The sequence below is a fragment of the Streptomyces sp. NPDC029836 genome (genome assembly GCF_055574495.1).
This window is the reverse complement of sequence record NZ_JBVHZI010000016.1, coordinates 1-22,089: the sequence shown is the minus strand read 5'-3', so window position 1 is coordinate 22,089 and position 22,089 is coordinate 1. Positions and strand designations below refer to the sequence as shown.

General features: G+C 71.1%; 22 protein-coding genes. 12 read left to right on the top strand and 10 right to left on the bottom strand.

Annotation, left to right across the window (positions count from 1 at the left end):
* Positions 1 to 88: 88 nt before the first annotated feature.
* The 3 genes from pstC to pstB are packed head-to-tail and all read left to right on the top strand — an operon-like array spanning position 89 to position 2,996.
* A complete protein-coding gene (gene pstC, locus ACZ4XJ_RS31735) occupies positions 89 to 1,078 on the top strand; it encodes a phosphate ABC transporter permease subunit PstC (RefSeq protein WP_468498188.1) in 990 nt (329 codons plus the stop codon).
* Positions 1,078 to 2,160 carry a phosphate ABC transporter permease PstA gene (gene pstA, locus ACZ4XJ_RS31730; protein WP_362876628.1) on the top strand — a complete coding sequence of 361 codons (1,083 nt, stop codon included), beginning with the start codon at positions 1,078 to 1,080 and terminating at the stop codon, positions 2,158 to 2,160. The genes pstC and pstA overlap by 1 nt, the downstream gene beginning before the upstream one ends.
* A 59-nt stretch (positions 2,161 to 2,219) precedes the next feature.
* Positions 2,220 to 2,996 (top strand): phosphate ABC transporter ATP-binding protein PstB, encoded by a 777-nt coding sequence (gene pstB, locus ACZ4XJ_RS31725; protein WP_362876627.1) that lies wholly within the window; start codon positions 2,220 to 2,222, stop codon positions 2,994 to 2,996.
* Between the two features lie 130 nt (positions 2,997 to 3,126).
* Here the strand turns inward: pstB and ACZ4XJ_RS31720 are convergent, their stop codons facing one another.
* Positions 3,127 to 4,128, bottom strand: coding sequence for an inorganic phosphate transporter (locus tag ACZ4XJ_RS31720; protein ID WP_362876626.1), 1,002 nt, complete (start codon positions 4,126 to 4,128; stop codon positions 3,127 to 3,129).
* Positions 4,129 to 4,133: 5 nt separating this feature from the next.
* Entirely contained in the window at positions 4,134 to 4,754 is a 621-nt protein-coding gene (locus ACZ4XJ_RS31715; protein ID WP_362876625.1) for a DUF47 domain-containing protein, read from the bottom strand.
* A gap of 194 nt (positions 4,755 to 4,948) precedes the next feature.
* Here ACZ4XJ_RS31715 and ACZ4XJ_RS31710 point away from each other — a divergent pair, with 194 nt between their 5' ends.
* A complete protein-coding gene (locus ACZ4XJ_RS31710) occupies positions 4,949 to 5,290 on the top strand; it encodes a metal-sensitive transcriptional regulator (RefSeq protein WP_383992186.1) in 342 nt (113 codons plus the stop codon).
* A gap of 167 nt (positions 5,291 to 5,457) precedes the next feature.
* Here the strand turns inward: ACZ4XJ_RS31710 and ACZ4XJ_RS31705 are convergent, their stop codons facing one another.
* Both ACZ4XJ_RS31705 and ACZ4XJ_RS31700 read right to left on the bottom strand, forming a co-directional pair.
* The gene (locus ACZ4XJ_RS31705; RefSeq protein ID WP_362876757.1) at positions 5,458 to 5,610 is read right to left on the bottom strand and encodes a hypothetical protein; all 153 of its coding nucleotides are present in this window, start codon (positions 5,608 to 5,610) and stop codon (positions 5,458 to 5,460) included.
* Positions 5,611 to 5,756: 146 nt separating this feature from the next.
* Positions 5,757 to 6,608: an SCO4651 family lipoprotein gene (locus ACZ4XJ_RS31700; RefSeq protein WP_362876623.1), complete on the bottom strand. Its 852-nt coding sequence runs from the start codon at positions 6,606 to 6,608 to the stop codon at positions 5,757 to 5,759.
* A gap of 444 nt (positions 6,609 to 7,052) precedes the next feature.
* Here ACZ4XJ_RS31700 and ACZ4XJ_RS31695 point away from each other — a divergent pair, with 444 nt between their 5' ends.
* Positions 7,053 to 7,286: a hypothetical protein gene (locus ACZ4XJ_RS31695; protein ID WP_383992191.1), complete on the top strand. Its 234-nt coding sequence runs from the start codon at positions 7,053 to 7,055 to the stop codon at positions 7,284 to 7,286.
* Positions 7,287 to 7,453: 167 nt separating this feature from the next.
* Here ACZ4XJ_RS31695 and ACZ4XJ_RS31690 read toward each other — a convergent pair whose 3' ends face one another.
* The 5 genes from ACZ4XJ_RS31690 to ACZ4XJ_RS31670 all read right to left on the bottom strand — a co-directional run bounded on the left by ACZ4XJ_RS31690 (position 7,454) and on the right by ACZ4XJ_RS31670 (position 12,736).
* The gene (locus ACZ4XJ_RS31690; RefSeq protein WP_362876621.1) at positions 7,454 to 8,149 is read right to left on the bottom strand and encodes a phosphatase PAP2 family protein; all 696 of its coding nucleotides are present in this window, start codon (positions 8,147 to 8,149) and stop codon (positions 7,454 to 7,456) included.
* Positions 8,150 to 8,332: 183 nt separating this feature from the next.
* Entirely contained in the window at positions 8,333 to 9,364 is a 1,032-nt protein-coding gene (locus ACZ4XJ_RS31685; RefSeq protein ID WP_362876620.1) for a bifunctional lytic transglycosylase/C40 family peptidase, read from the bottom strand.
* 59 nt (positions 9,365 to 9,423) lie between these two features.
* On the bottom strand, positions 9,424 to 11,196 hold the full coding sequence (locus ACZ4XJ_RS31680; protein ID WP_468498187.1) for a serine/threonine-protein kinase: 1,773 nt from the start codon (positions 11,194 to 11,196) through the stop codon (positions 9,424 to 9,426).
* A gap of 60 nt (positions 11,197 to 11,256) precedes the next feature.
* Positions 11,257 to 12,054 carry a thioesterase family protein gene (locus ACZ4XJ_RS31675; RefSeq protein ID WP_468498186.1) on the bottom strand — a complete coding sequence of 266 codons (798 nt, stop codon included), beginning with the start codon at positions 12,052 to 12,054 and terminating at the stop codon, positions 11,257 to 11,259.
* A gap of 73 nt (positions 12,055 to 12,127) precedes the next feature.
* On the bottom strand, positions 12,128 to 12,736 hold the full coding sequence (locus ACZ4XJ_RS31670; RefSeq protein ID WP_362876617.1) for a LysE family translocator: 609 nt from the start codon (positions 12,734 to 12,736) through the stop codon (positions 12,128 to 12,130).
* A 181-nt stretch (positions 12,737 to 12,917) separates the two neighbouring features.
* Here ACZ4XJ_RS31670 and ACZ4XJ_RS31665 point away from each other — a divergent pair, with 181 nt between their 5' ends.
* From ACZ4XJ_RS31665 to ACZ4XJ_RS31635, 7 genes are all read left to right on the top strand, one after another.
* Positions 12,918 to 13,730, top strand: coding sequence for a pentapeptide repeat-containing protein (locus tag ACZ4XJ_RS31665; RefSeq protein ID WP_362876616.1), 813 nt, complete (start codon positions 12,918 to 12,920; stop codon positions 13,728 to 13,730).
* A 600-nt stretch (positions 13,731 to 14,330) separates the two neighbouring features.
* Entirely contained in the window at positions 14,331 to 14,639 is a 309-nt protein-coding gene (locus ACZ4XJ_RS31660) for a hypothetical protein (RefSeq protein WP_053676383.1), read from the top strand.
* Between the two features lie 102 nt (positions 14,640 to 14,741).
* Positions 14,742 to 15,575 (top strand): DUF8175 domain-containg protein, encoded by an 834-nt coding sequence (locus ACZ4XJ_RS31655; protein ID WP_468498185.1) that lies wholly within the window; start codon positions 14,742 to 14,744, stop codon positions 15,573 to 15,575.
* Entirely contained in the window at positions 15,565 to 16,869 is a 1,305-nt protein-coding gene (locus tag ACZ4XJ_RS31650; protein ID WP_468498184.1) for a hypothetical protein, read from the top strand. Before ACZ4XJ_RS31655 ends, ACZ4XJ_RS31650 begins: the two co-directional genes overlap by 11 nt.
* A complete protein-coding gene (locus ACZ4XJ_RS31645; RefSeq protein ID WP_468498183.1) occupies positions 16,866 to 18,428 on the top strand; it encodes an SCO6880 family protein in 1,563 nt (520 codons plus the stop codon). The genes ACZ4XJ_RS31650 and ACZ4XJ_RS31645 overlap by 4 nt, the downstream gene beginning before the upstream one ends.
* Positions 18,429 to 18,447: 19 nt before the next feature.
* Positions 18,448 to 19,863 carry an ATP-binding protein gene (locus tag ACZ4XJ_RS31640; RefSeq protein WP_383992221.1) on the top strand — a complete coding sequence of 472 codons (1,416 nt, stop codon included), beginning with the start codon at positions 18,448 to 18,450 and terminating at the stop codon, positions 19,861 to 19,863.
* A gap of 2 nt (positions 19,864 to 19,865) precedes the next feature.
* On the top strand, positions 19,866 to 21,416 hold the full coding sequence (locus ACZ4XJ_RS31635; protein WP_468498182.1) for a type VI secretion protein: 1,551 nt from the start codon (positions 19,866 to 19,868) through the stop codon (positions 21,414 to 21,416).
* On the opposite strand, the gene ACZ4XJ_RS31630 is transcribed toward ACZ4XJ_RS31635, so the two are convergent.
* Positions 21,413 to 21,964 carry a GNAT family N-acetyltransferase gene (locus ACZ4XJ_RS31630; RefSeq protein ID WP_362876610.1) on the bottom strand — a complete coding sequence of 184 codons (552 nt, stop codon included), beginning with the start codon at positions 21,962 to 21,964 and terminating at the stop codon, positions 21,413 to 21,415. The genes ACZ4XJ_RS31635 and ACZ4XJ_RS31630 overlap by 4 nt on opposite strands.
* Positions 21,965 to 22,089 lie beyond the last annotated feature (125 nt).

The following is a 22,089-nucleotide window of genomic DNA, read 5'->3' as shown; positions in this document are numbered from 1 at the left end:
CCGGCGTCCGGGGACCTTCCCCCTTCCACCCGGGGGGATCCGGTGCACCGCCGCCAGGGGGCCTGCCCCCACTCAGACCGGAAAGACCATGGCTTCCACCACACCCACCCAGATAGACACGGCTCCGCCTGTCTCCAAGAGCGGAAGGTCCACCGGCCGCGCCGGTGACAAGATCTTCGCCGGGCTCTCCAAGGGCTCCGGGATCCTGCTCCTGGTGATCATGGCGTCGATCGCCATCTTCCTCACCTACCGCGCCGGCATCGCACTGTCGAAGAACGAGGGCAACTTCCTCACCACCTTCGACTGGAACGCGTCCGCCAACCCGCCCGTCTTCGGCATCGCCGTCCTGCTCTTCGGCACCGTCGTCAGCTCGATCATCGCGATGGTCATCGCGGTTCCGATCGCCGTCGGCATCGCCCTGTTCATCTCGCACTACGCGCCGCGCAAGCTGGCCGCGCCCCTCGCCTACGTGGTCGACCTGCTGGCCGCCGTGCCGTCGATCGTCTACGGCATCTGGGGCGCCCTGTTCCTGGTGCCGCAACTGGGCGGGCTGAACCTCTGGCTCGACGAGTTCCTGGGCTGGACCTACCTCTTCGACAAGACCCAGGTCGGCGTCGCCCGCTCGCTCTTCACCGTCGGCATCCTGCTCGCGATCATGATCCTGCCGATCGTGACCAGCGTCAGCCGCGAGGTCTTCCTCCAGGTCCCGCGCATGAACGAGGAAGCCGCCCTGGCCCTCGGCGCGACCCGCTGGGAGGTCATCCGCATGTCGGTGCTGCCCTTCGGCCGCTCCGGCGTCATCTCCGCCTCGATGCTCGGCCTCGGCCGCGCGCTCGGCGAGACCATGGCCGTGGCCACCGTCCTCTCCCCGAGCTTCCTGATCTCGTTCCACGTCCTGAACCCGGGCGGCGGCACCTTCGCGCAGAACATCGCCGCGAAGTTCGACGAGGCCAACGAGTTCGGCCGGGACGCGCTGATCGCCTCCGGTCTGGTCCTCTTCCTGCTCACCCTGCTGGTCAACGGCGCCGCGCGCATCATCATCGCCCGCCGCAAGGAGTTCTCGGGGGCGAACGCCTGATGAGCCACGCACTGCAGGACCCGCGTCCCGTACGGGACCGCAAGTCCGCCGCACCCGCCTCCCTCACCCGGGGCGGCCTGCCCCGCTGGTCCCCGGCCGGCATCGCCGTCCTGTCGGCCGTCCTCGGTTCCGGCACCGGTCTGGTCTTCGACCTGCACAGCAAGGTCCAGTGGGGCCTGATCGCGGCCCTCCTGTTCGTGGCCATCACGTACACGGCCAGCGCGATCGTCGAGAACCGCCGCCAGGCCAAGGACCGCGTCGCCACCTCCGTCGTCTGGGTCTGCTTCATCCTGGCCGTCATCCCGCTGCTCTCACTGCTGTGGACCACGATCAGCCGCGGCATCGGCATCCTCGACGCGGACTTCCTCGGCCACTCCATGAACGGCGTGACCAGCTTCGAGGAGGGCGGCGGCGTCTACCACGCGCTGCTCGGCACCATCGAGCAGGTCGGCCTGGCCACCCTGATCGCCGCGCCCGTCGGTCTGCTGACCGCCGTCTACCTGGTCGAGTACGGCCGGGGCTCGCTCGCCAAGGCCGTCACCTTCTTCGTCGACGTGATGACCGGCATCCCCTCCATCGTCGCGGGTCTGTTCATCCTGACGACCTGGAACCTGATGCTCGGCTTCGGCCCCTCCGGCTTCGCCGGCGCCATGGCGCTGTCGATCCTGATGATGCCGGTCGTGGTCCGCTCCACCGAGGAGATGCTCAAGCTCGTCCCGAACGAGCTGCGCGAGGCCGCGCTGGCCCTCGGCGTGCCGAAGTGGCGCATGATCCTCAAGGTCGTGCTCCCCACCGCGATCGGCGGCATCTCGACGGGTGTCATGCTGGCAGTGGCACGCATCGCCGGCGAGACCGCCCCGATCATGTTGCTGGTGTTCGGCTCCCAGCTGATCAACGGCAACCCCTTCGAAGGCGCCCAGTCCTCGCTCCCGCTCTACATCTGGGAGCAGTACAAGGTCGGCAGTGAAGCCTCCTACGACCGGGCATGGGCCGCAGCGCTCGTCCTGATCGCCTTCGTCATGATCCTCAATCTGGTGGCCCGCGGCATCGCCCGCTGGAAGGCCCCGAAGACCGGTCGCTAAAAGCGAGCCCGTTGTGCGGCTCCGCCGCTCGTGACCACCTGAAAGCGAAGTGACCCCTCATGGCGAAGCGAATCGACGTCAGCGGACTGTCCGCCTTCTACGGCACCCACAAGGCCATCGACGACATCTCGATGACCGTCGAACCCCGCTCGGTGACGGCCTTCATCGGCCCCTCCGGCTGCGGCAAGTCCACCTTCCTGCGGACCCTGAACCGGATGCACGAGGTCACCCCCGGTGGCCGCGTCGAGGGCAAGGTCCTGCTGGACGACGAGAACCTCTACGGCGCCGGCGTCGACCCGGTCGCGGTCCGGCGCACCGTCGGCATGGTCTTCCAGCGCCCGAACCCCTTCCCCACCATGTCGATCTTCGACAACGTGGCGGCGGGCCTGCGCCTGAACGGCTCGTTCAAGAAGTCCGAACTCGCCGAGATCGTCGAGAAGTCCCTCCAGGGCGCCAACCTCTGGAACGAGGTCAAGGACCGCCTGAACAAGCCCGGCTCCGGCCTCTCCGGCGGTCAGCAGCAGCGCCTGTGCATCGCCCGCGCCATCGCGGTCGAGCCCCAGGTCCTGCTGATGGACGAGCCCTGCTCCGCCCTCGACCCGATCTCCACCCTCGCCATCGAGGACCTGATCGGCGAGCTGAAGGAGCGCTTCACGATCGTCATCGTGACGCACAACATGCAGCAGGCGGCCCGCGTCTCGGACCGCACCGCCTTCTTCAACCTCTCCGCCGTCGGTCAGCCGGGCAAGCTCATCGAGATCGACGACACGGACCGGATCTTCTCCAACCCGTCCGTCCAGGCGACCGAGGACTACATCTCGGGCCGCTTCGGCTAGACACGGGATGGACGAAACGTCCTGCGGTGCTGCATGGCGGTGCCACCGCAAGGCGAAAGGAAAAGGGCCGACTCCCCCTGGGTGGGGGGAGCCGGCCCGCTTTCGTACCGGGACGCCGACGGCCGAAGGCCTAGCCGACGAAGGCCAGGTTCACGATCCAGAAGCTGACCGCGGCGACCAGGGCCGCGGCCGGCATGGTGATGAACCAGCCGAGGATGATGTTCTTCGCGACACCCCAGCGGACCGCGTTGATCCGCTTGGTCGCGCCCACACCCATGATCGCCGAGGTGATCACGTGCGTGGTGGAGATCGGCGCGTGGAAGAGGAACGCCGAGCCGAACATGATCGAGGCGCCGGTGGTCTCCGCCGCGAAGCCCTGCGGCGGATCCAGCTCGATGATCTTGCGGCCGAGCGTGCGCATGATGCGCCAGCCACCCGCGTACGTACCGAGCGACAGCATCACCGCGCACGCGATCTTGACCCAGATCGGGATCGCGTCGCCCGCGCCCTGCACATCGGCGATGACCAGGGCCATCATCACGATGCCCATCGTCTTCTGGGCGTCCTGGAGGCCGTGGCCCAGGGCCATGCCGGCCGCGGACACCGTCTGCGCGATGCGGAAGCCGCGCTTGGCCTTGTGCGGGTTGGACCGGCGGAACATCCACAGGATGGCCACCATGACCAGGTAACCGACGACGAGACCGACGACCGGCGAGATGAACATCGGGATGACGACCTTGTCGACCACCCCGGACCAGATCACCTCGGTGCCGCCGGCCAGGGCCGCGCCCACCATGCCGCCGAACAGCGCGTGCGAGGAGGACGAGGGCAGGCCGAAGTACCAGGTGATCAGGTTCCAGACGATCGCGCCGACCAGCGCCGCGAAGAGGATCCACATGCCCCGGTTGCCGTGGGGCGTCTCGATGAGACCCTCACTGACCGTCTTGGCCACGCCGCTGCCGAGGAAGGCGCCCGCCAGGTTCATCACCGCGGCCATCGCGAGCGCCGCGCGCGGGGTCAGGGCCCGCGTCGAGACGGAGGTGGCGATGGCGTTCGCGGAGTCGTGGAAGCCGTTGGTGTAGGTGAAGCCGAGCGCGACACCGATGGTCACGATCAGCGCAAAGGTGTCCACGTGGTTCAGGACTCCTTGACCGCGATGGTCTCCACCGTGTTCGCAACGTGCTCGAACGCGTCGGCCGCCTCTTCGAGCACGTCGACGATCTGCTTGAGCTTCAGCACCTCCATGGCGTCGTACTTGCCGTTGAAGAGCTGGGCGAGCAGCTTGCGGTGGATCTGGTCCGCCTGGTTCTCAAGGCGGTTGACCTCGATCCAGTACTCGGTCAGGTTCTCCATGGTCCGCAGGTGCGGCATGGCCTCGGCCGTCAGCTCGGCGGCCCGCGCCAGGACCTCGATCTGCTGCTCGACGCCCTTGGGGAGCTCCTCCACGTTGTAGAGGACGACCAGGTCGACCGCCTCTTCCATGAAGTCCATGATGTCGTCGAGGCACGACGCGAGGTTGTAGATGTCCTCGCGGTCGAACGGCGTGATGAAGGAGGAGTTCAGTTGGTGGAAGATCGCGTGCGTCGCGTCGTCCCCCGCGTGTTCCGCCGCCCGCATCCGTTCCGCGATCTCGGCCCGGGCGGAGGGATCCGCTCCGAGCAGTTCCATCAGGAGCTTGGAGCCCGTGACGATGTTGTCCGCGGAGGCGGCGAACATGTCGTAGAAGCTCGTCTCCCTGGGGGTCAGACGAAATCGCACGTGAGGTCCTCGGGGTGCATTGGGTTCGGTCAGGCTGATGCTAGGCGCATCCCCCGGCCACGGCTAACCGGCCGTTCCCCAGTGTCCTCCATCAGGCACAGTGGGCCGCACGGACCCCCGCCCCGCCGGCCGGGGCCCAGTACCCTATACCCATGAGGGGTATACACCCCTCGATCCGGACCACGGGAGGACGCATGACGACCATCGAGGCGGAAGGTTCCGGAGCCGACACCGGCGCCGCCGCTGTCCCGGCCGTGCACGGGTACCACCACCAGAAGGACGAGCACCTCAAGCGGCTGCGACGCATCGAAGGCCAGATCAGGGGCCTGCAACGGCTCGTCGACGAGGACGTCTACTGCATCGACATACTCACCCAGGTCTCCGCGAGCACCAAGGCCCTGCAGTCCTTCGCCCTCCAACTGCTGGAGGAACACCTGCGCCACTGCGTCGCGGACGCGGCCGTCAAGGGCGGGGAAGGCATCGACGCCAAGGTCGAGGAGGCCACGAAGGCCATCGCCCGCCTCCTGCGCACCTGAGACGCCGCCACACGCCCGCCCGCCGTCCACCGGCCCCGCCCCCGGTCCCACCCGGGCGGGGCCCGGCAGGCCCGGCACGGGCGGATCGCGTCGGCCGCGCGCCCGGAATCGACCAGGGGCCCTTGTGGAGCGGCGCTCAGAACCCGATCAGGGCCCTCGGAGCGCGCTCAGAACCCGATGCCCATCAGGACCTCGTCGATCCGGTCCTGGCTCAGCCGGTCCTCCGCTGCGGCGGACGCCGCGATGATCAACTCACCGCACAGCTCGATCTCGGCGAGCGCCACGTGGTCCTGCACCGTCGTACCGCCTGCAGGAGTCACGCGTGTCACCTCTTTCTGCCGTCATCGCCCGTCGACGCCGGGCCTCCCAGCGTAGGGATCGCACCCCGTTGCGCGCATGACACGGATGGACCATTTCCGGATAGGGGGCCATGGCCCGGACGCACCGGTCCGGGCCGCCCGGCCGGTTACTCGGCGATCTTCCCGGCGAAAATGTCCCCGCTTGCGGGCAATGCCACGGTGACCGGGGTGCCGAACCCGTAGAGCATCGTGGTCGAGGAGACATCGATCACGCCATTCTTGACGTACGTGAAACGGTGCCTGACCTTGCGCAGCAGCCCCTCCTCGTCGAGGTAGACGTCGAAGGGGACGCTGTCCTTGCCGAACCCTTTCGCCGCCGCTTCCAGGGCTTCCCTCACCCCGGGCGAGGCACTGCGCGCCGCCGCGCCGATGTCCGTCGTCCCCTGGTAGTGCCACACCTTGGTGCCCGCGACCTCGTCCTCACCGACGTACGTGACGCCCTGCGCGGCGCGCAGCAGCTCGACGGCGGTCAGCGGATCCGTGGCTCCGCCGGTGACGAGGTTCCCGTCGGAGAGGGCGGTGGTGTCGACCCGGACCCACTTGTCGTCGGGGACGCCCGCGCCGCGGTTCTTCATGTAGAGGGCGCCGGGGACGAGGAGTTCGGTGATGGGTCGGTGCTCGGCCTTGCCCGTCACGTCCGCCGGGAGCATCACCAGGAGCTGGCCCATCCGCTTGCGGAAGTCGACGCCGCCCTCGCCCCGGATGGTGACCCGGGTGCCGCCGGTGGCCATCTCCATCGCCGTACGGGCCCGCGCGCTGCCGGCGCCGGCCAGTGCGTCGACGGCCCCGCGGATCGCCGCGGCCGGGTCGCGCGGCGCCCGGGCGTCGTCGCCCGCGGCGATCTCGCCGGATCCGCCGCCCCCGCACGCGCCCAGCGCGGCCACGGTCACCGCCATGCCGACCGCGACCACCGCCTCACCCGCACGCCCGCGCCGCCGCCTGTGCTGGTGCACCACCATCGCCTGCCAACCCCCAACGCATGAACCCTGCTTGCCCGAGGCCCCCACCCGCTCCGGTTAACGAGGTCCGGGGTTTCCCGTCACGGGCCGCCGACCGCCGGGGCCCGTACCGGACGGGGGCGCGCCCGGGTACCGTGGAGACGTGGATCCGCACACCAAGGCGACCCTGGCCCCTCCGTTTACCGCAGTGCCGCTGCCGCGTCACCCCGCGGTCCCCGCACAGCCACCCCTCGGCCACACCACGAGCACCGCGGAACGCGGCTCGTTCTGTCTGGCCGTCTGCAGCTGCGGTTGGACGGGCCCCGCCCGCCGCTCCCGTGACCTGGCCAGACGGGACGCCACCCGGCACACCGCGGGGTAGCCGCCCCGGCCCCGTACCCGCGCGCGTCGCCCGTTCGGACGGCCCGGGTGGCCGGGCGGGGCGCGAGCGGATGCCCTGGTCCCATGCCAGGAACCGCTCCCCGCGTCGCGGCCCTCCTCTGGGCCCTGATCATCGCGCTCACCCCGGGCGCGGCCTGGGCCCGCCCCGTGGGCTCGGCGGACGGGCCGGCCGATGTGGCGCTGGCCGTCGGGGTCACCACCGCCGCGGCCGTGGCCACCGGGCTGTGGCTGCGTTCCCGCTACCGCCGCGAGGAGCCGACCCGGGACGACGGCCCGGACCCCGGCGGCGACCGGTGACCCCACGCCCCCGTCCGGCGGCGGTCCGGCTCTGCTTCGGCGCGGCGGGGCTCTGCCTGCTGTTGGCGGGGCTGCTCGCGGTGTGGAACTCGTACGCGGGCTGACGTCACGGCGACTCGTACGCGGGCCGGGGTCAGGGCGCGGTCGGACCCGGCCGGCTCACGGCATCAGGCCGCGAGGTCGCTCTCCGCCGACCGCTGGGCCAGTTCCACCGGCCGGGGCACCACCCGTTCCCGGGCCCGGACGAGCCGGCCGAGGCGGGGCGTGCGGGCCACCGTGCGGACCACCGGGGTCAGCAGGGCCATGGCGAGCGGCGCGAGGAGCAGCACGGCGGCCGTGCCCAGGGCGAAGCCGCCGATGACGTCGGTCGGGTAGTGCACGCCCATGTAGACGCGGCACAGGCCCTCGGTGAGGGCCAGGCCGATGCCGATCAGGCCGAGCCTGCGGTGCGCGAGGAACACGCCGACCGCGAGGGCCATCGTCAACGTGGCGTGGCCGCTGACGAAGGAGAAGCCGGCGCCCTGCCCCTGGCCGAGGGCGAACACGTCGAGGCCCTCGTGCTGGACGAACGGGCGCGGCCGGGCGACGAATTCGCGCAGCGGGACGTTCACGACCAGGGCGAGGGCCGCGGCGAGCGGGGCCCAGACGAGCGCGGCGAACGATTCGACGGCGGTGGCCTCGTCCTGGTTCCGGGCACCGTGCCAGCACCACAGGACCAACAGGACGAGCGCGAGCGGAAGTCCGTACTCCGCGAGGAGGCCCACGGCCCGATCGACCCCCTCGGGGACGTGCCGGGCAAGGCCGTTGACCTCGTACAACAGGCCGACATCCACATTCGGCCCACCACTTGTGAGTCCAGCCATGCGACGCGGCCCCTTGCCTAGGTCCCCAGCGGGCACGCTGCGCCGCGCACCCTTTTCAACCCCCGTCGATCAACCCCCGTGTCCATGGAACGCCCGTTCTGACAGGTCCGTTCCACTCTCCACCGAATGATCACTCCAACGTTATCGAAGAGTGACTCATCGTCGCAGCTCAAGGCCTTCGGTTCACGGAGAGTTGCCGGCGGCGGGGGCGGCGGGCGTACGCTCCGGAAGGGCCTCCGCGCCGTCCTTGGTGACCCGCGTCGCACCGAAGTAGTCCGGGGTGTCGATCTTGTCGAAGCGGATGACCGCCCCGGTGAACGGGGCGTTGATCATGTAGCCGCCGCCGACGTACATGCCGACGTGCCGGATCTCACGGGAATTCGTCAGATCGTCGGAGAAGAAGACCAGATCACCGGGGAGCAACTCCGCGCGCGACGGGTGCGATCCGGCGTTGTACTGGTCGTTCGCCACGCGCGGCAGCTCGATCCCCACCGTCTCGTACGCCGCCTTGGTGAGGCCGGAGCAGTCGAAGCGGCCGTCCTGGTCGGGGGTGCCGTTGCCGCCCCACAGGTAGGGGGTGCCGAGCTGCTTCTGCGCGAAGTAGATGGCGCCGGCGGCCTGCTGGGAGGGCGCGACCCGGCCGAGGGGGCGCGCGAAGCTCTTCTCCAGGGACCGGATGGCCTTCACGTAGCCCTGCGTCTCGCTGATCGGCGGCACGCCGCCCGCCTTGATCACGCGGTAGGGACCGGCGTTGTACGCGGCGAGCATGTTGTCGGACAAGTTGCCCGGCACCTTCGCGACGTCCTTGGCGAGTTGACAGTCGTACGTCGCCGCCGCCGGGATGGCGTCCTTCGGGTCCCAGATGTCCTTGTCGCCGTCACCGTCTCCGTCGACCCCGTACATGGCCCACGTGCCCGGGATGAACTGGGCGATGCCCCGCGCGTCGGCGTGGCTCACCACGTCGGGCTTCCAGCCGCTCTCGGTGTACAACTGCGCCGCCAACAGGGCCGGATTCAGTGCGGGGCAGAGGTTTCCCCACTTCTCCACCAGCGGCTGGTAGATCGCCGGGACCGCCCCTTTGACCAGTCCCACGGCGCCCTGCTTGCCGCCGTTCATGATGCCGGCCGCCGCCGAGTACGTGCCCACGACGAGCAGCGCGATGAAGCTCAGGCACACGCCGATGCCGATCCCGCTTGCCATCCAGAACTTGCGCACCCGTCAACACTGCCTCATGGCAAGAGCCCTGACAGGGCATTCGTCGCACTGTGTTCGCATTATTTCACCGGAAAGCCGGTGCAGAAGATGCTGGTGTACTCCGTGAGGCCCCTGACGCGGTAGAACACCACCGTCCAGCCGCCCGGATCGTTGGCGACCGGAATGGCGGCCAGGCTCCGCGACTTCCCCTGACCGTCGATGAACTCCTCGGCGAAGTCATCGGGATAGGTGAGCGCGACGCTGCCGCCCGCGGCGGCCTTCGCCGCCAGGTCCACGGGCTTGCTGGTGTAGCCGATGCCCTTGTTCTCCGAAAGGACGTCGGCGAAGGGCCGCCCCGTCACCGGGTCGATCTCGTGCGGCGGCTTGATCCCGACCGCGACGAGGTACGGCCCCTTCTCCTGGTGGTACGGCTTCAGCATCACGTTGATCTTGGCTTTGCCCGTGACCGCGCCCGGCGCCGCGTCCGGGGCGTCGGCGTCCACCACCGAGGCCACCAGGTAGCGGGACTGCTCCTCTGCGGGCAGGTTGCACTGCCCCTTCCCCGCGGCCGTACCGGTCCACAGGTCCCGCGACGGGTTCGTCGCCCGGATGCGGCCGGGAACCGCCCCCGTACCCTCGGCACCCGTCGCCGGGGCGGACGCCGATCCCGACGCGGACGGGCTCGACCCCCCGGCGGGCCGCTGCCCGGCCGGGGCGGAGGCGGACGGCGCGCCCGCCCCTCCCCCGTCCGCCGCGGCCCCGCCGCCCTCGTCCCGCAGCCGGAGGTACCCGCCCGCGGCGAGCCCGCCGACCGCGACGCAGGCGGTGAGCACCACGGCCCAGCGCGGCGGACGCCGACGGCCCGACGGCGCCGCTCCGGGCGCGCCGACCGGCAGCGGGGGCACGTACGTCGGCACGTAGCCGCCCGGTCCCCGGAGGAGCCCCGGCCCGGCGGTGGCGGGAAGCCCCCCGGGCAGCCCGACCGGCAGCCCCCGAGCCGGCTCGGCGCCCGCCGCCAGGAACGTCGCGTACACCGGATCGTCGACCAGCGCCGCGTCCACGGCGCAGCGTCGGATAACCTCGGCGAGGGCGGGCCGCGCCCCCGGTTCCACCGCCGCGCACGCCCCGATGAGGGCGGCGAGGCCGGGCTCCACACCCGTCACGTCGATCTCGCCGTGCACCGCGCGGAAGTTGACCGCGGTCGGCTCGCCCGTACCGAACGGCGCCCGGCCCGTCGCCGCGTACGCGATCGTCGCGCCCAGCGCGAAGACGTCCGCCGCGTCCGCGACCTCACCGCGCAACAGCACCTCGGGAGCCGTGTACCCGGGCGTGCCCGGGGCCGTGCCGAACTGGGTCAGGGCCGTCTGCGCCGCCGCCCTGGCAATGCCGAAGTCGATGAGCTGCGGACCCTGCACGCCCAGGATCACGTTCTGCGGCTTGAGGTCCCGGTGCGTCACCCCGTACGCGTGGACGCTCGCGAGGCCCTCCGCCAGCGCGGCGAACAGTCTGCGGCAGGTGTCGGCCGGCAACGCCCCGCGCTCGCGCACGGCGTCGGCGAGGGTGGGCCCGGCGACGTACTCGGTCGCCAGCCAGTACGGCGGCGCCGTGAGCGAGGCGTCGATCAGGTTCGCCGTGTACGCGGAACGCACCGCCCGGACCGTCCCGACCTCGCGGCGGAACCGTGCGAGCGCCTCCGGATGCCCGGTGATCTCGTCCCTGATCACTTTGATGGCGACGAGCCGGCCGCCGGGCGAGCGGCCCAGGTACACCTGCCCCATGCCGCCGGCCCCGATCCGGGCCAGCAGGGTGTGCGCCCCGATGTGAGGGGGGTCGGTGTCTCTCAGCGCCTCCATCCGGCCGAGACTGCCACACCGACTTCCGTGCGCGACAAGCGGGTTGACGCCGGCGGCCGGCTATCCGCGCGGAGCGACGAACAGGCTCTGCGCGCCGCGGCCGATGGGACCCTTCTCGTCGTGCAGGCGGGAGTCGGCGAGCCCGATCCCCGCCGCGTCCACGCTCGTACGGGCCTCGACGCAGACCCATTCGCCGACCGGGTGGCGGTGCAGGTGGACGCTGAGGTCACCGTTGACGAAGACGTACCGGCCGAAATCCACCGCCGACCCGATCCCGTTCCCGGAATCCGCGGCGACCAGCACCCGGTCCAGCGGCCGGACCTCCTCCCCCGCCACGAGCGGCACCTTCATCCGCATCCAGCAGGTCCCCGGCCCGAGCTCGGTGAAGGCCCCGTCGGTGAACCGGCTCTCCATCGCCGAGTGGTAGCCGATCTCCCACGGCACCGGGAAGAACGGCGTCACCGCCACCTCCCCGGGCGGCGGCAGCAGCGCCCCCGGGGCCACCGCCGGCACCGACTCCCCGGCGATCCGGATCCGCAGCGCCCGCGCCAGCATCACCGGCGCGTCGGCGCCCTCCGGTACGAGGGCCGCCTCGACCACCTCGGTGCCGCGGCCGGCCCGCAACACGCTCGTGATGACCTCCAGCGCGCCGATCGGGACCGGCCGCAGGATCTCGTACGTGATCCGCGCGATCCGCATGTCCGTGCGCCCGCCCGGCCGCTCCTCGACCGCCCGCCCGAGCAGCGCGGCCGGCGGGCCGGCGTGCTGCGAGCCCACGTCCCACGGCCCGCGCGTGGCCTCGCCCGCCCGGAACCGCCCGGTGTCGACCCGCTCGTAGAACCCGTCGCCCACATCCATGCCACGGCACGCTACCGACAGGTAACCCGGGGCACCACCCACCCCACCGCGGCGACCGGCACGGCGGGCCCGGTCAGCGGGCGAGGCCGAGCCCGACGCCCAACCCCACCAGCACCGAACCGATCACCCGGTTCAGGGCCTTCTGCGCCCTCAGCATCCGCTCGCGCAACCGCGCGTCCGAGAAGAACAGCGCCACCGCCCCGAACCACACCAGGTGCGCCGCCGCCATGAACAACCCGTACCCGGCCTGCTGCCACGTCGACGTACCCGGGTTCACGACCTGCGTGAACGTCGACACCACGAACAGCGTGGTCTTCGGATTCAGCACGTTCGTCAAGAACCCCGACCGCAACGCCCCGAGCGGCGTCAGCCCCGGCTTCGACTCCAGGTCCACGGTCAGCTCGGCCCGCGCCCGGAAGGTACGGATCCCGATCCACACCAGGTACGCGGCGCCCGCCAGCTTGATCGCCGTGAACAGCGCGGTGGAGGAGGCGATCAGCAGGCCGACGCCGAGCATCGTGTACGAGACGTGCACCAACACCCCCGCCGCGACCCCGACGGCCGCGAACAGCCCCGTCGGACGCCCGTACAGATAGCTGTTCCTGACCACCATGGCGAAGTCCGCGCCGGGACTGATCACGGCGAGCAGGGTGATGACGGCGACTGCGATCACTTCTGTCATGTACGGATGCTCACCGCTCTCCCCACGCCGGATCAAGACGTTCCGCCCGCCCGCCGAGACCCGACCGCCCGCACCCGCGCCGTCCCGCCGCACCCGCCCCCCGCCCGCCCGCGCCCGTTCCCGCCGGCACCCCGCACCCGACCGCTCGTCGGACCCCGCCCGCTCCGGGGACAATGGCCGGGTGTCCACCACCGCTCTTCCCGTCCTCCAGGCCGACTGCTCCCGCTGCTTCGCGCTCTGCTGCGTCGCCCTGCCGTTCGCGAAGTCGACCGACTTCGCGGTGAACAAGCCGGCCGGCACCCCCTGCACCAACCTCCGGCAGGACTTCCGCTGCGGCATCCACACCGCCCTGCGCGACGAGGGCTTCCAGGGCTGCACCGTCTTCGACTGCTTCGGAGCCGGCCAGCAGGTCTCCCAGGTCACCTTCGGCGGCCGGGACTGGCGCGCCCACCCCGACACCAGGACCCCGATGTTCGAGGTCCTCCCGGTGATGCGGCAGCTCCACGAGCTGCTCTTCTACCTCGCCGAGTCGCTGACCCGCCCGGAAGCCGCCCCCGCCCACCCGGACCTGCGCCGCGCCCTGACCCGGACCGAGGCCCTGACCCGCTCGGACGCCGCCACCCTGGCCGCCCTCGACGTCGGCGCCCTCCGCCAGGACATCAACGTCCTCCTCCTGCGCACCAGCGAACTCGTCCGCGCCACGCTGCCCGGCCGCAAGAAGAACCACCGCGGCGCCGACCTGATGGGCGCCCGCCTCACCGGCGCCGACCTGCGCGGAGCGAACCTGCGCGGCGCCTACCTGATCGCCGCCGACCTCCACCGAGCCGACCTGCGGGGCGCCGACCTGATCGGCGCGGACCTGCGCGACACCAACCTCCGCGACGCCGACCTGCGCGACGCACTCTTCCTCACCCAACCCCAGCTGAACGCCGCCCGGGGCAACCCGGCCACCCGCATCCCCCCGACCCTCACCCGCCCGCCCCACTGGACGTAGCCGGCCCGGGGCCGCCCGGCAGTGGCCCCAACGCCCGCGCCACCCGCCTGACACCGGACCGACCACTGACACCGGACCGACCGCGCAGCGCCCGCCCCCGCACACGCGCCCCTCATGCCCCCGCGCGCCCCCGTGCCGGCCCCGCTCCCCGACCCGACACCCCGTCAGGACGGGCGCACAGGACCGCCGCAGAACGATGAACCGATGGCCGGACCATCGGACGACGCCAACGACCCGGCCGAACGGTTCGCCCCCACGACGCGCGGCATCGCCCAGGGCGGCGACACACGACCGCGACACCCAGCCGCGACACACGACACCGATGCGCCGATTGGCCGCCCCTCACCCGGCCCACCGCACGGCGAACGGCCAATCATTGCCCGAGGTCACCCCCCGTGATACACAGAGTGACCATACGTTCTTTCGCATGCACCCCACCCCCGCCCAGGTCAGAGCGCACGGGCGGGGCGCGGGCCGGGAGATCGGGTAAAGAGAGCCACCAAGTCGACGACGACGGCGGTTTCATCAGGGAAGATAGTGCGTGACCCCTGCCGACGGGCACGGGCTACCGGAACTACCCATACAGGGGCGGTGAGTTACATGATCCTGGCAGCGGAAAAGGGCGACATCACCACCATCATCGGCGGAATCGCCCCGAATTGGGGGCCGTTCGGCAGTCTCGGCAACGAAGCGAAGGTCATGATCGAAGTGGTCATGGCCATTGCGATCCTCCTCTGCCTCGGCATCGCCATCTGGGGCGCCGCCAAACAGCGCATCGGCGCGACCGCCCTGCGCGACACCTTCAGCGCGGAACAGGGCAAGGGCCTGATCGTCGCCGGCCTCACGGGCGTCTTCATCATCGGCTCCCTCGGCACCCTCTTCACGATCGTCTACGGAATGGCCGTCTAGCCGTGCAGCCCGGCGGCCGTCGTCCCTGATGGCGAATCACCACACCGCGTCCGCGCGGGAACGAGCGCTACCGTCGTACGAGGCGGAGGGGGCGGACACGGAATGAGCAACGACGACCAGTACGGCGGCGGCGGAAGCCACGGCGAGGTCGGCGGCACGGGCCAGACCCGCACCCGCCTCCCGGACTCCCCCTCCGACTCCTACGGCACCCCCCGCCGCACCCCCCGCGCCTCCCGCGGCCTGGTCACGGTGGTCGGCGTGGTGGTCCTCCTCATCGCCGCCATCGCCTTCGCGAACCAGTCCCAGGACCCCCCACCCACCGAAGCCTCGAACAAACCCCCGACGGACAACGCCACCTCCGCGACAGGCGTCCCGCCCGTCACCACTCCCAAGGGCCAGATCCCCAAGGGCTTCACCCAAGACGAACAAGGCGCCCAATCAGCGGCGGCGAACTTCGCGGTGGCCCTCGGCTCGGACGCGATGTTCAAAAAGGAAACCCGGCACGCCCTCGTCGACGGCATCTTCACACCGGACGCCGCAGCCCGACTGAAGGGCCCCCAGGACGAGGCGTACTCATCCGCCTTCCTCACCAGACTCGGGCTCGACGCCAACGGCAACGCACCTCAAGGCAGCACGTTCGTCACCCGCACCGTCCCGGTCGGAACCCGCATCGAGAACTACTCCGCGGGCGCCACGAAGGTCGCCGTCTGGTGCACTGGCCTGATCGGCATGTCCGGGACCAAGTCCATCGATCCCGTTCACACCACGTGGGCAACCTGGACCTTCGAGCTCATCTGGACCGGCGGGGACTGGAAGGTCGTCTCCGAAGGGCAACAGAGCGGCCCCGCACCGGTCCCCGGCGACGTAGCCGCCTCCTCGTCCGACGACATCAGCAAAGCAGTCAAGGAGTTCGGAGGCTTCACCTATGCCCGCTAGCCTCCTGCGCCGAACGGCGGTCGTTGCCTCCGTCCACTTGGTTGTGGTGACCCTCGCATCGCGCGCCTACGCAGCTCCCACGCCATCCCCCACGCCTTCACCGCAAACCAGCACCGACCCGTGCGCGGCACTCAGCGGAGCCTCCAAGCAGTACTGCGAGCTCGGGGACCCTGCCACCCCCGGCAGCTCTCCCGGTGCGGGCCTCCCCTCCAACAGTCCCGCCGGCGCCCTGGACCCCCTCTCCTCCCTCGCCCGCGGCTGCGCCGACGCCGCCGCCTGGATCGTCGGCAAACTCAGCGAAGCCGTCAAAGGCACCGCCAACGTCGACTTCACCAACCCCGCCTTCCTCCAGCAGTACGCGGTGGTCTTCGCCGCCTCCACCATCCTCACCCTCGTCCTGTGGCTCCTCGCCGTCGCCAAGCGAGCCGTCCGCGGCGTCCCCCTCACCACCGCCCTCTCCGAGGCCATCGGCTTCCTCTGGCTGACCGTCCTCGCCTCCGCCTTCACCCCCCTGATCCTCTACACCGTCGTCTCGGCCACCGACGGCGTCACCGAGGTCATCGCCGCCGCCACCGGCAGCCAGACCGACGTCTTCTTCGGCTCCTTCACCGAAGCCCTCAAGAAGGGCGAGGACATCGGCGGCGGCCCGATCATGCTGATCGTCGTCTCCCTCGTCACGGTCCTCGCCGCCGGCATCCTGTGGCTGGAACTCGTCATCCGGGCCGCCCTCCTCTACGTCGGCGCCCTCCTCGGCACCGTCGTCTACGCGGGCCTCGTCGACCGCAACATGTGGGGCCACGTACGCCGCTGGGCGGGCATCATGATCGCCGTCATCCTCGTGAAGCCGGTCATCGTGATCGTCCTCGGCCTCGCCGGCGCCCTCGCCGGCGACAAGGGCCCCGACGCCTTCTCCGCCGTCGTCTCCGGACTCGCGATCATCCTCCTCGCGATCTTCGCGTCCGCGATGATCTACCGCTTCGTCCCCGGCTTCGGCGACGAGATCGCCTCCGCCCGCACCAACCGCTCCAAGGCCACCGACGGCGCCCAGGCCGCCGCCGTCATCAGCTCCCCGGCCTCCCTCGTCTCCCAGGGCATCAAAACCCACAGCAGCCGCGGCGGCGGCGCCCACCGCGCCGACAGCGGCAGCGGCGGGAGCGGCGGCGGCAACCAGATCTCCGGAGGCATGGCCGCCCACAGCAGCCGCGGCTCCGGCGGCGGATCCGTCCCCCCCGCCGCACCCCCGCCCCGCACCGGCTCCAGCACGACGAGGAACACAGGAGGTGACGGGCGTTGACGACCCAGTCCCACCAGCTCCACCCGATCACGCCCCGCCGCACCTATCTCATCGGCCGCGCCCGGCCGAACGCGATCGTCGGCAAGAACCGCGAGACGGGCGAGATCGCCCTGATCATCACCGGCGCCTTCTTCGGCATGATGAGCGGCCTGCTCGTCCCCGACCTCACCCTGCGCATCGTCGCGCTCGTCGGCTTCCCGATCCTCGCCCTCGCCGTCGTGTACGTCCCCTACAAGGGCCGCACCTTCTACCGCTGGTTCGAGATCAGCCGCAGCTACAAGCGCATCCTGCGCCGCGGCGCCACCTACCGCTCCTCCGCCGTCGAAGCGGGCACCCGCGCCGCCGACGGCCGCGAGGTCGAGGTCGGCCCGCCCCCCGGCATCGGCCGCATCAACTGGCTCGCCGCACCCTTCGGCCCCGACGAGATCGCCGTCCTCCTGCACGCCGACCGCCGCACCGTCACCGCCGCCATCGAGATCGAGGGCCCCGGCGTCGGCCTGCGCGACAGCGAGGACCAGGAAGCCCTCGTCGACCGCTTCGGCACCCTCCTCAAGCACGTGGCGAACGGCGACGGCTTCGTCACCCGCCTCCAAATGCTCGCCCGCACCCTCCCCGCCGACCCGGACGCCCACGCCAAGGACGTCGCCCAGCGCGGCGACACCCACGCCCCCGTCTGGCTCCGCGACTCCTACGACCAACTCCAGTCGATGGTGTCGACGTCCTCCGAGCAGCACCGCGCCTACCTCGTGGCCTGCATGCACTACACCCGCGACCTGGCCGCCGAAGCCGTCACCATCGCCCGCGCCTCCAGCCCCCAGAAGGGCCGCAAGCTCGACCGCGACTCCGGCCTCGCCATCGTCATGGCCCGCGAGCTCACCGACATCTGCGCCCGCCTCGCCGAAGCCGACATCCGCGTCCGCCAGCCCCTCGGCCAGGGCCGCCTCGCCTCCCTCGTGCACTCCATGTACGACCCGGACCACCCCATCGACCACATCCAGGCCATGACCAAGCGCAACGCCTGGCCCGCCGAACTCGACGCCGTGGAACCCACCTACCTCCAGGCCAAGACCCGCGAGTCCTCCACCCGCGCCCCCTGGTGCCACGCCACCGCCTGGGTCAAGGAATGGCCGATGACCCCGGTCGGCGTGAACTTCCTCGCCCCGCTCCTGGTCCACACCCCCGACGTCATCCGCACCGTCGCCGTCACCATGGACCTCGAACCCACCGAGATCGCCATCGAGCGCATGCTCACCGAGAAGACGAACGACGAGGCCGACGCCTCCCGCGCCGCCAAGATGAACCGCACCGTCGACCCCCGCGACATCGCCGCCCACGGCCGGCTGGACCAAAGGGGTGAAGATCTGGCCAGCGGCGCTGCCGGAGTCAACCTGGTCGGGTACATCACGGTGTCCTCGCGATCCCCGGAAGCCCTCGCCCGCGACAAGCGCACCATCCGCGCCTCCGCCGGCAAGTCCTACCTGAAGCTGGAGTGGTGCGACCGCGAGCACCACCGCGCCTTCGTCAACACCCTGCCGTTCGCCACCGGCATCCGACGCTAGCTGGAGGGAAGTGCCGCCCATGCGTGATCCGATGACCGCTCTGACGGACGCCTTCACCAGCTTCCTCTTCGGCAAGGTCGAAAGCACCCGCCTGCCCGTACGCACCTCCACCGGTCAGGCGCAAGCCGTCTACCTGCCCACCGCCGCCCCCGGCCTCGGCGACTCCGGCGTCATCATCGGCCGCGAGGTCTACAGCGGCAAGGGCTACATCTACGACCCCTTCCAGCTCTACGGCCAACAGCTCCCGGCCCCCCACTGGCTGGTGCTGGGCGAATCCGGAAACGGAAAGTCGGCGCTGGAGAAGACCTACGTCCTGCGCCAGCTCCGCTTCCGCGACCGTCAGGTCGTCGTCCTCGACGCGCAGGGCGAGGACGGCGTCGGCGAGTGGAACCTGATCGCCCAGCAGCTGGGAATAACCCCCATCCGCCTGGACCCCATCGCCGCCAACGACGACGGGATCCGCCTCAACCCCCTCGACCCGGCGATCACCACGACCGGCCAGCTCGCGCTGCTCCGAACCATCATCGAAGTCGCCATGGGCCACGGCCTCGACGAACGCTCCGGCTTCGCCCTCAAGGTCGCGCACGCCTACGTCGTCGCCACCATCCAGGACCGCCAGCCCGTCCTCACCGACATCGTGGACCAGCTCCGCCACCCCGAAGCCGAGTCCGCGGAAGCCATGAACGTCGACATAGACGACGTCCGGGCCTGGGGCCTCGACGTGGCGCTCGTCCTCGACCGCCTCGTCGACGGCGACCTGCGCGGCATGTTCGACGGCCCCACCACCGTCGGCATCGACCTCGACGCCCCGCTGATCGTCTTCGACCTCTCCCACATCGACCGCAACTCCATCGCCATGCCGATCCTCATGGCGATCGTCGGCGTCTGGCTGGAACACACCTGGATCCGCCCCGACCGGAAGAAGCGCATCTTCCTCGTCGAGGAGGCCTGGCACATCATCAACAGCCCCTTCGTGGCGCAACTCTTCCAGCGCCTGCTGAAGTTCGGCCGGCGCCTCGGCCTATCCTTCGTCGCCGTCGTCCACCACCTCTCCGACGTCGTCGACGGAGCGGCCGCCCGAGAAGCCGCGGCCATCCTCAAGATGGCCTCCACCCGCACCATCTACGCCCAGAAGGCCGACGAGGCCCGCGCCACCGGCCTCGTACTCGGCCTGCCCCGCTGGGCCGTGGAGATCATCCCGACCCTCACCCCCGGCATCGCCGTCTGGGACGTCAACGGCAACGTCCAGGTCGTCAAACACCTGATCACCGAAGCCGAACGCCCCCTCGTCTACACGGACCGCGCGATGACGGAGTCCTCCGGACCGCAGCTCCCCGACGAACTCCTCGCAGCCGAACTCGAAGCGGAGGAAAGGGCCCTGTACATGGAACGCCACCGTCACGGCGGCCCCGGTTCAGCGACCACGGTGGCCTGACCATGCGCCAACCCGGACGTACGGAGCCGCCGGCGCGAGCCGGCGGCGTCCCCGACGGACTCCTCGTCGGCCTGCTGGCCTTCCTCCTCGGGCTCGCCGTCCTGGTCTGGTCGGCCACCGGCCTCGCCGCCCTCTTCTCGAAGGGCGCCTGGCCGGACACCGTCACCTTCCGCAGCACCCCGGAGGCCGTCCGCGCCCTGATAGCGGAGCCGCACGACATCGCCGCGGCCTGGCCCACCACCGCCCCCTCCGCGCTCCCCGGCTGGGGCCTGTTCTGGGGCCTGTTCATCGGCCAGCTCCTCGTCCTGCTGGTCCTGACGATCTTCACTCTGGGCGTGGTGGCCCGCACCAAGGCCCGCCGCGCGGCACCCCACCCCCGCCCGGCCGCACCGCCGCCCGCCGCGACCCCGATGCCCCACCCGACCCCGGCCCCGGCCCCGACCCCGGCTCCGGCCCCGGCCCCGGCTCCTGAGCCCGCACCCACCGCCCTCCCCGTCCCGGCACCCACACCGGCGCCCGCCGCTCCCCTGCCACCACGCCCCTCCCCGGTGGACGAGGCCTACCGCTACGGTTTCGGCTACGCCCCGACCCCCACGCCGGCGACGCCCGCGGCCACCACCGCGACGACCCGCACCCCGACCCGTCTGGCCTACGACGCTCCGACCACCCGCCACCAACTCGCAGCGGACGCCATCACGGCAGCCGAAGGCGCCCTCCTGGTGGTCACGTCCTCCCCGGCGCTCTGGTCGGAAACCAAGGACGCCCGCGCCAAACTCGGCCCGGTCCTCCTCTACGACCCCTCGCACCTGTGCGACACCCCGGCCCGGATGCACTGGAACCCCGCAGAGGGCTGCGCCGACCGCGACACGGCCGCTGCCCGGGCCGTGGCCCTGCTGGCCCCCGTGCGCCCCCAGGCCCGCATCGACTCCGCACTCGCGGACACCGCGGAAACCCTCCTGCGCAGCTGGCTCCAGGCGGCCGCGCTCGAAGAGCGCCCGTTCAAACAGCTCCACCGCTGGGCCCAGGGCACCTCCGCCCAGGACCCCGTACGCATCCTCCGCACGCACCCCCGAGCCGCCCCGGGCACCGCGGGCGAGCTGGAAAGCGCCCTCACCTCCCACCCGGAACGCCGCGAACAAGCCCTCCAGCTGACGGCCCGCGCCCTGAGTTCCCTCACGTCGATCCACATCCGTGAGGCGTGCAACCCGAACCGAACCGACTCGCTCACCCTGGCTTCGTTCGTGACCGAGGGGGGCAGCCTCTACGTAGTGGGAGAACCCCTCGAAGACCCCCGCTCCCACCCGGGTGCGATGCCGTTTCTGACCGCCCTCACCTCCAGCGTGGTCGAGCACGGCCGGCGCATGGCCGCACGGTCATCCCACGGTCGGCTCGACCCACCACTGACCCTGGTCCTGGAGGACGTCGCGGCCGTCGCCCCGATCCCGGAGCTCCCGGAGCTCCTCGACGACGACACGCTCCCCCTCCTCGCCCTGTGCCGCAGCCGCGAGCAGGCCCGAGCCCGCTGGCCCCGGGCCTCCTTCGACCTGCCCTAACCGGTCCGCCGCACCAGGTACTCGTGCTCTTCCTGCCCCGAGTCCAGCACCACGGTCCACCCACTCGCGGTGAACCCGCACCGCCGGTAGAAGGCGGCGGCCCGCGCGTTGTCCCGATGCACGAAGAGCCGCACGCGTTCCAGCACCGGTTCCTCCAACGCCCACGCCCACTCCACCGCGGCCGCCAGCAACGCCTCGGCCAGCCCGCTGCCGCGCTGCTCCGCCCGCACGAACACCCCCACCAGGTGCCCCTGCCCCTGCTCGACGGCCTGCCCGAAGAGATCGACGCTCCCGGCCTCCTCGACGAGCACGGTCACGCCCCCGTCCCACACCCCGTCCGACCCCTCGGCAACGAACTGCCGGGCACGTCGCCCGTGCGAAGCCCCCTCGGCCCGCCGCTGCCAAAAGAGATCGGGGTGCGACTCCGCTTGCTCCACCGTCTCCAGGAATGCCACGGGCGCCGCCGGATCCCGAAGCGCGGCGATCCGCAGCTCCTTCACCTGCCGCCACTCGCCGGCCCGTACGGGACGCATCACATGCTGATCCATGACCCGAAATCCTCAATGCCAATTGACCCCGAACGCAGAAAAGCCCCGCACCGAACCCTGAAGGGCTGGTGCGGGGCTTTCCCACAATGATTGTTCGGCGGCGTCCTACTCTCCCACAGGGTCCC

Coding starts and splice junctions, on each gene's coding strand:
- pstC (WP_468498188.1), top strand. CDS start 89: ATGGCTTCCACCACACCCACCCAGATAGACACGGCTCCGCCTGTCTCC.
- pstA (WP_362876628.1), top strand. CDS start 1,078: ATGAGCCACGCACTGCAGGACCCGCGTCCCGTACGGGACCGCAAGTCC.
- pstB (WP_362876627.1), top strand. CDS start 2,220: ATGGCGAAGCGAATCGACGTCAGCGGACTGTCCGCCTTCTACGGCACC.
- ACZ4XJ_RS31710 (WP_383992186.1), top strand. CDS start 4,949: ATGACGACCATCGAGGCGGAAGGTTCCGGAGCCGACACCGGCGCCGCC.
- ACZ4XJ_RS31700 (WP_362876623.1), bottom strand. CDS start 6,608: ATGGTGGTGCACCAGCACAGGCGGCGGCGCGGGCGTGCGGGTGAGGCG.
- ACZ4XJ_RS31695 (WP_383992191.1), top strand. CDS start 7,053: ATGCCAGGAACCGCTCCCCGCGTCGCGGCCCTCCTCTGGGCCCTGATC.
- ACZ4XJ_RS31690 (WP_362876621.1), bottom strand. CDS start 8,149: ATGGCTGGACTCACAAGTGGTGGGCCGAATGTGGATGTCGGCCTGTTG.
- ACZ4XJ_RS31680 (WP_468498187.1), bottom strand. CDS start 11,196: ATGGAGGCGCTGAGAGACACCGACCCCCCTCACATCGGGGCGCACACC.
- ACZ4XJ_RS31675 (WP_468498186.1), bottom strand. CDS start 12,054: ATGGATGTGGGCGACGGGTTCTACGAGCGGGTCGACACCGGGCGGTTC.
- ACZ4XJ_RS31670 (WP_362876617.1), bottom strand. CDS start 12,736: ATGACAGAAGTGATCGCAGTCGCCGTCATCACCCTGCTCGCCGTGATC.
- ACZ4XJ_RS31660 (WP_053676383.1), top strand. CDS start 14,331: ATGATCCTGGCAGCGGAAAAGGGCGACATCACCACCATCATCGGCGGA.
- ACZ4XJ_RS31655 (WP_468498185.1), top strand. CDS start 14,742: ATGAGCAACGACGACCAGTACGGCGGCGGCGGAAGCCACGGCGAGGTC.
- ACZ4XJ_RS31650 (WP_468498184.1), top strand. CDS start 15,565: ATGCCCGCTAGCCTCCTGCGCCGAACGGCGGTCGTTGCCTCCGTCCAC.
- ACZ4XJ_RS31640 (WP_383992221.1), top strand. CDS start 18,448: ATGCGTGATCCGATGACCGCTCTGACGGACGCCTTCACCAGCTTCCTC.
- ACZ4XJ_RS31635 (WP_468498182.1), top strand. CDS start 19,866: ATGCGCCAACCCGGACGTACGGAGCCGCCGGCGCGAGCCGGCGGCGTC.
- ACZ4XJ_RS31630 (WP_362876610.1), bottom strand. CDS start 21,964: ATGGATCAGCATGTGATGCGTCCCGTACGGGCCGGCGAGTGGCGGCAG.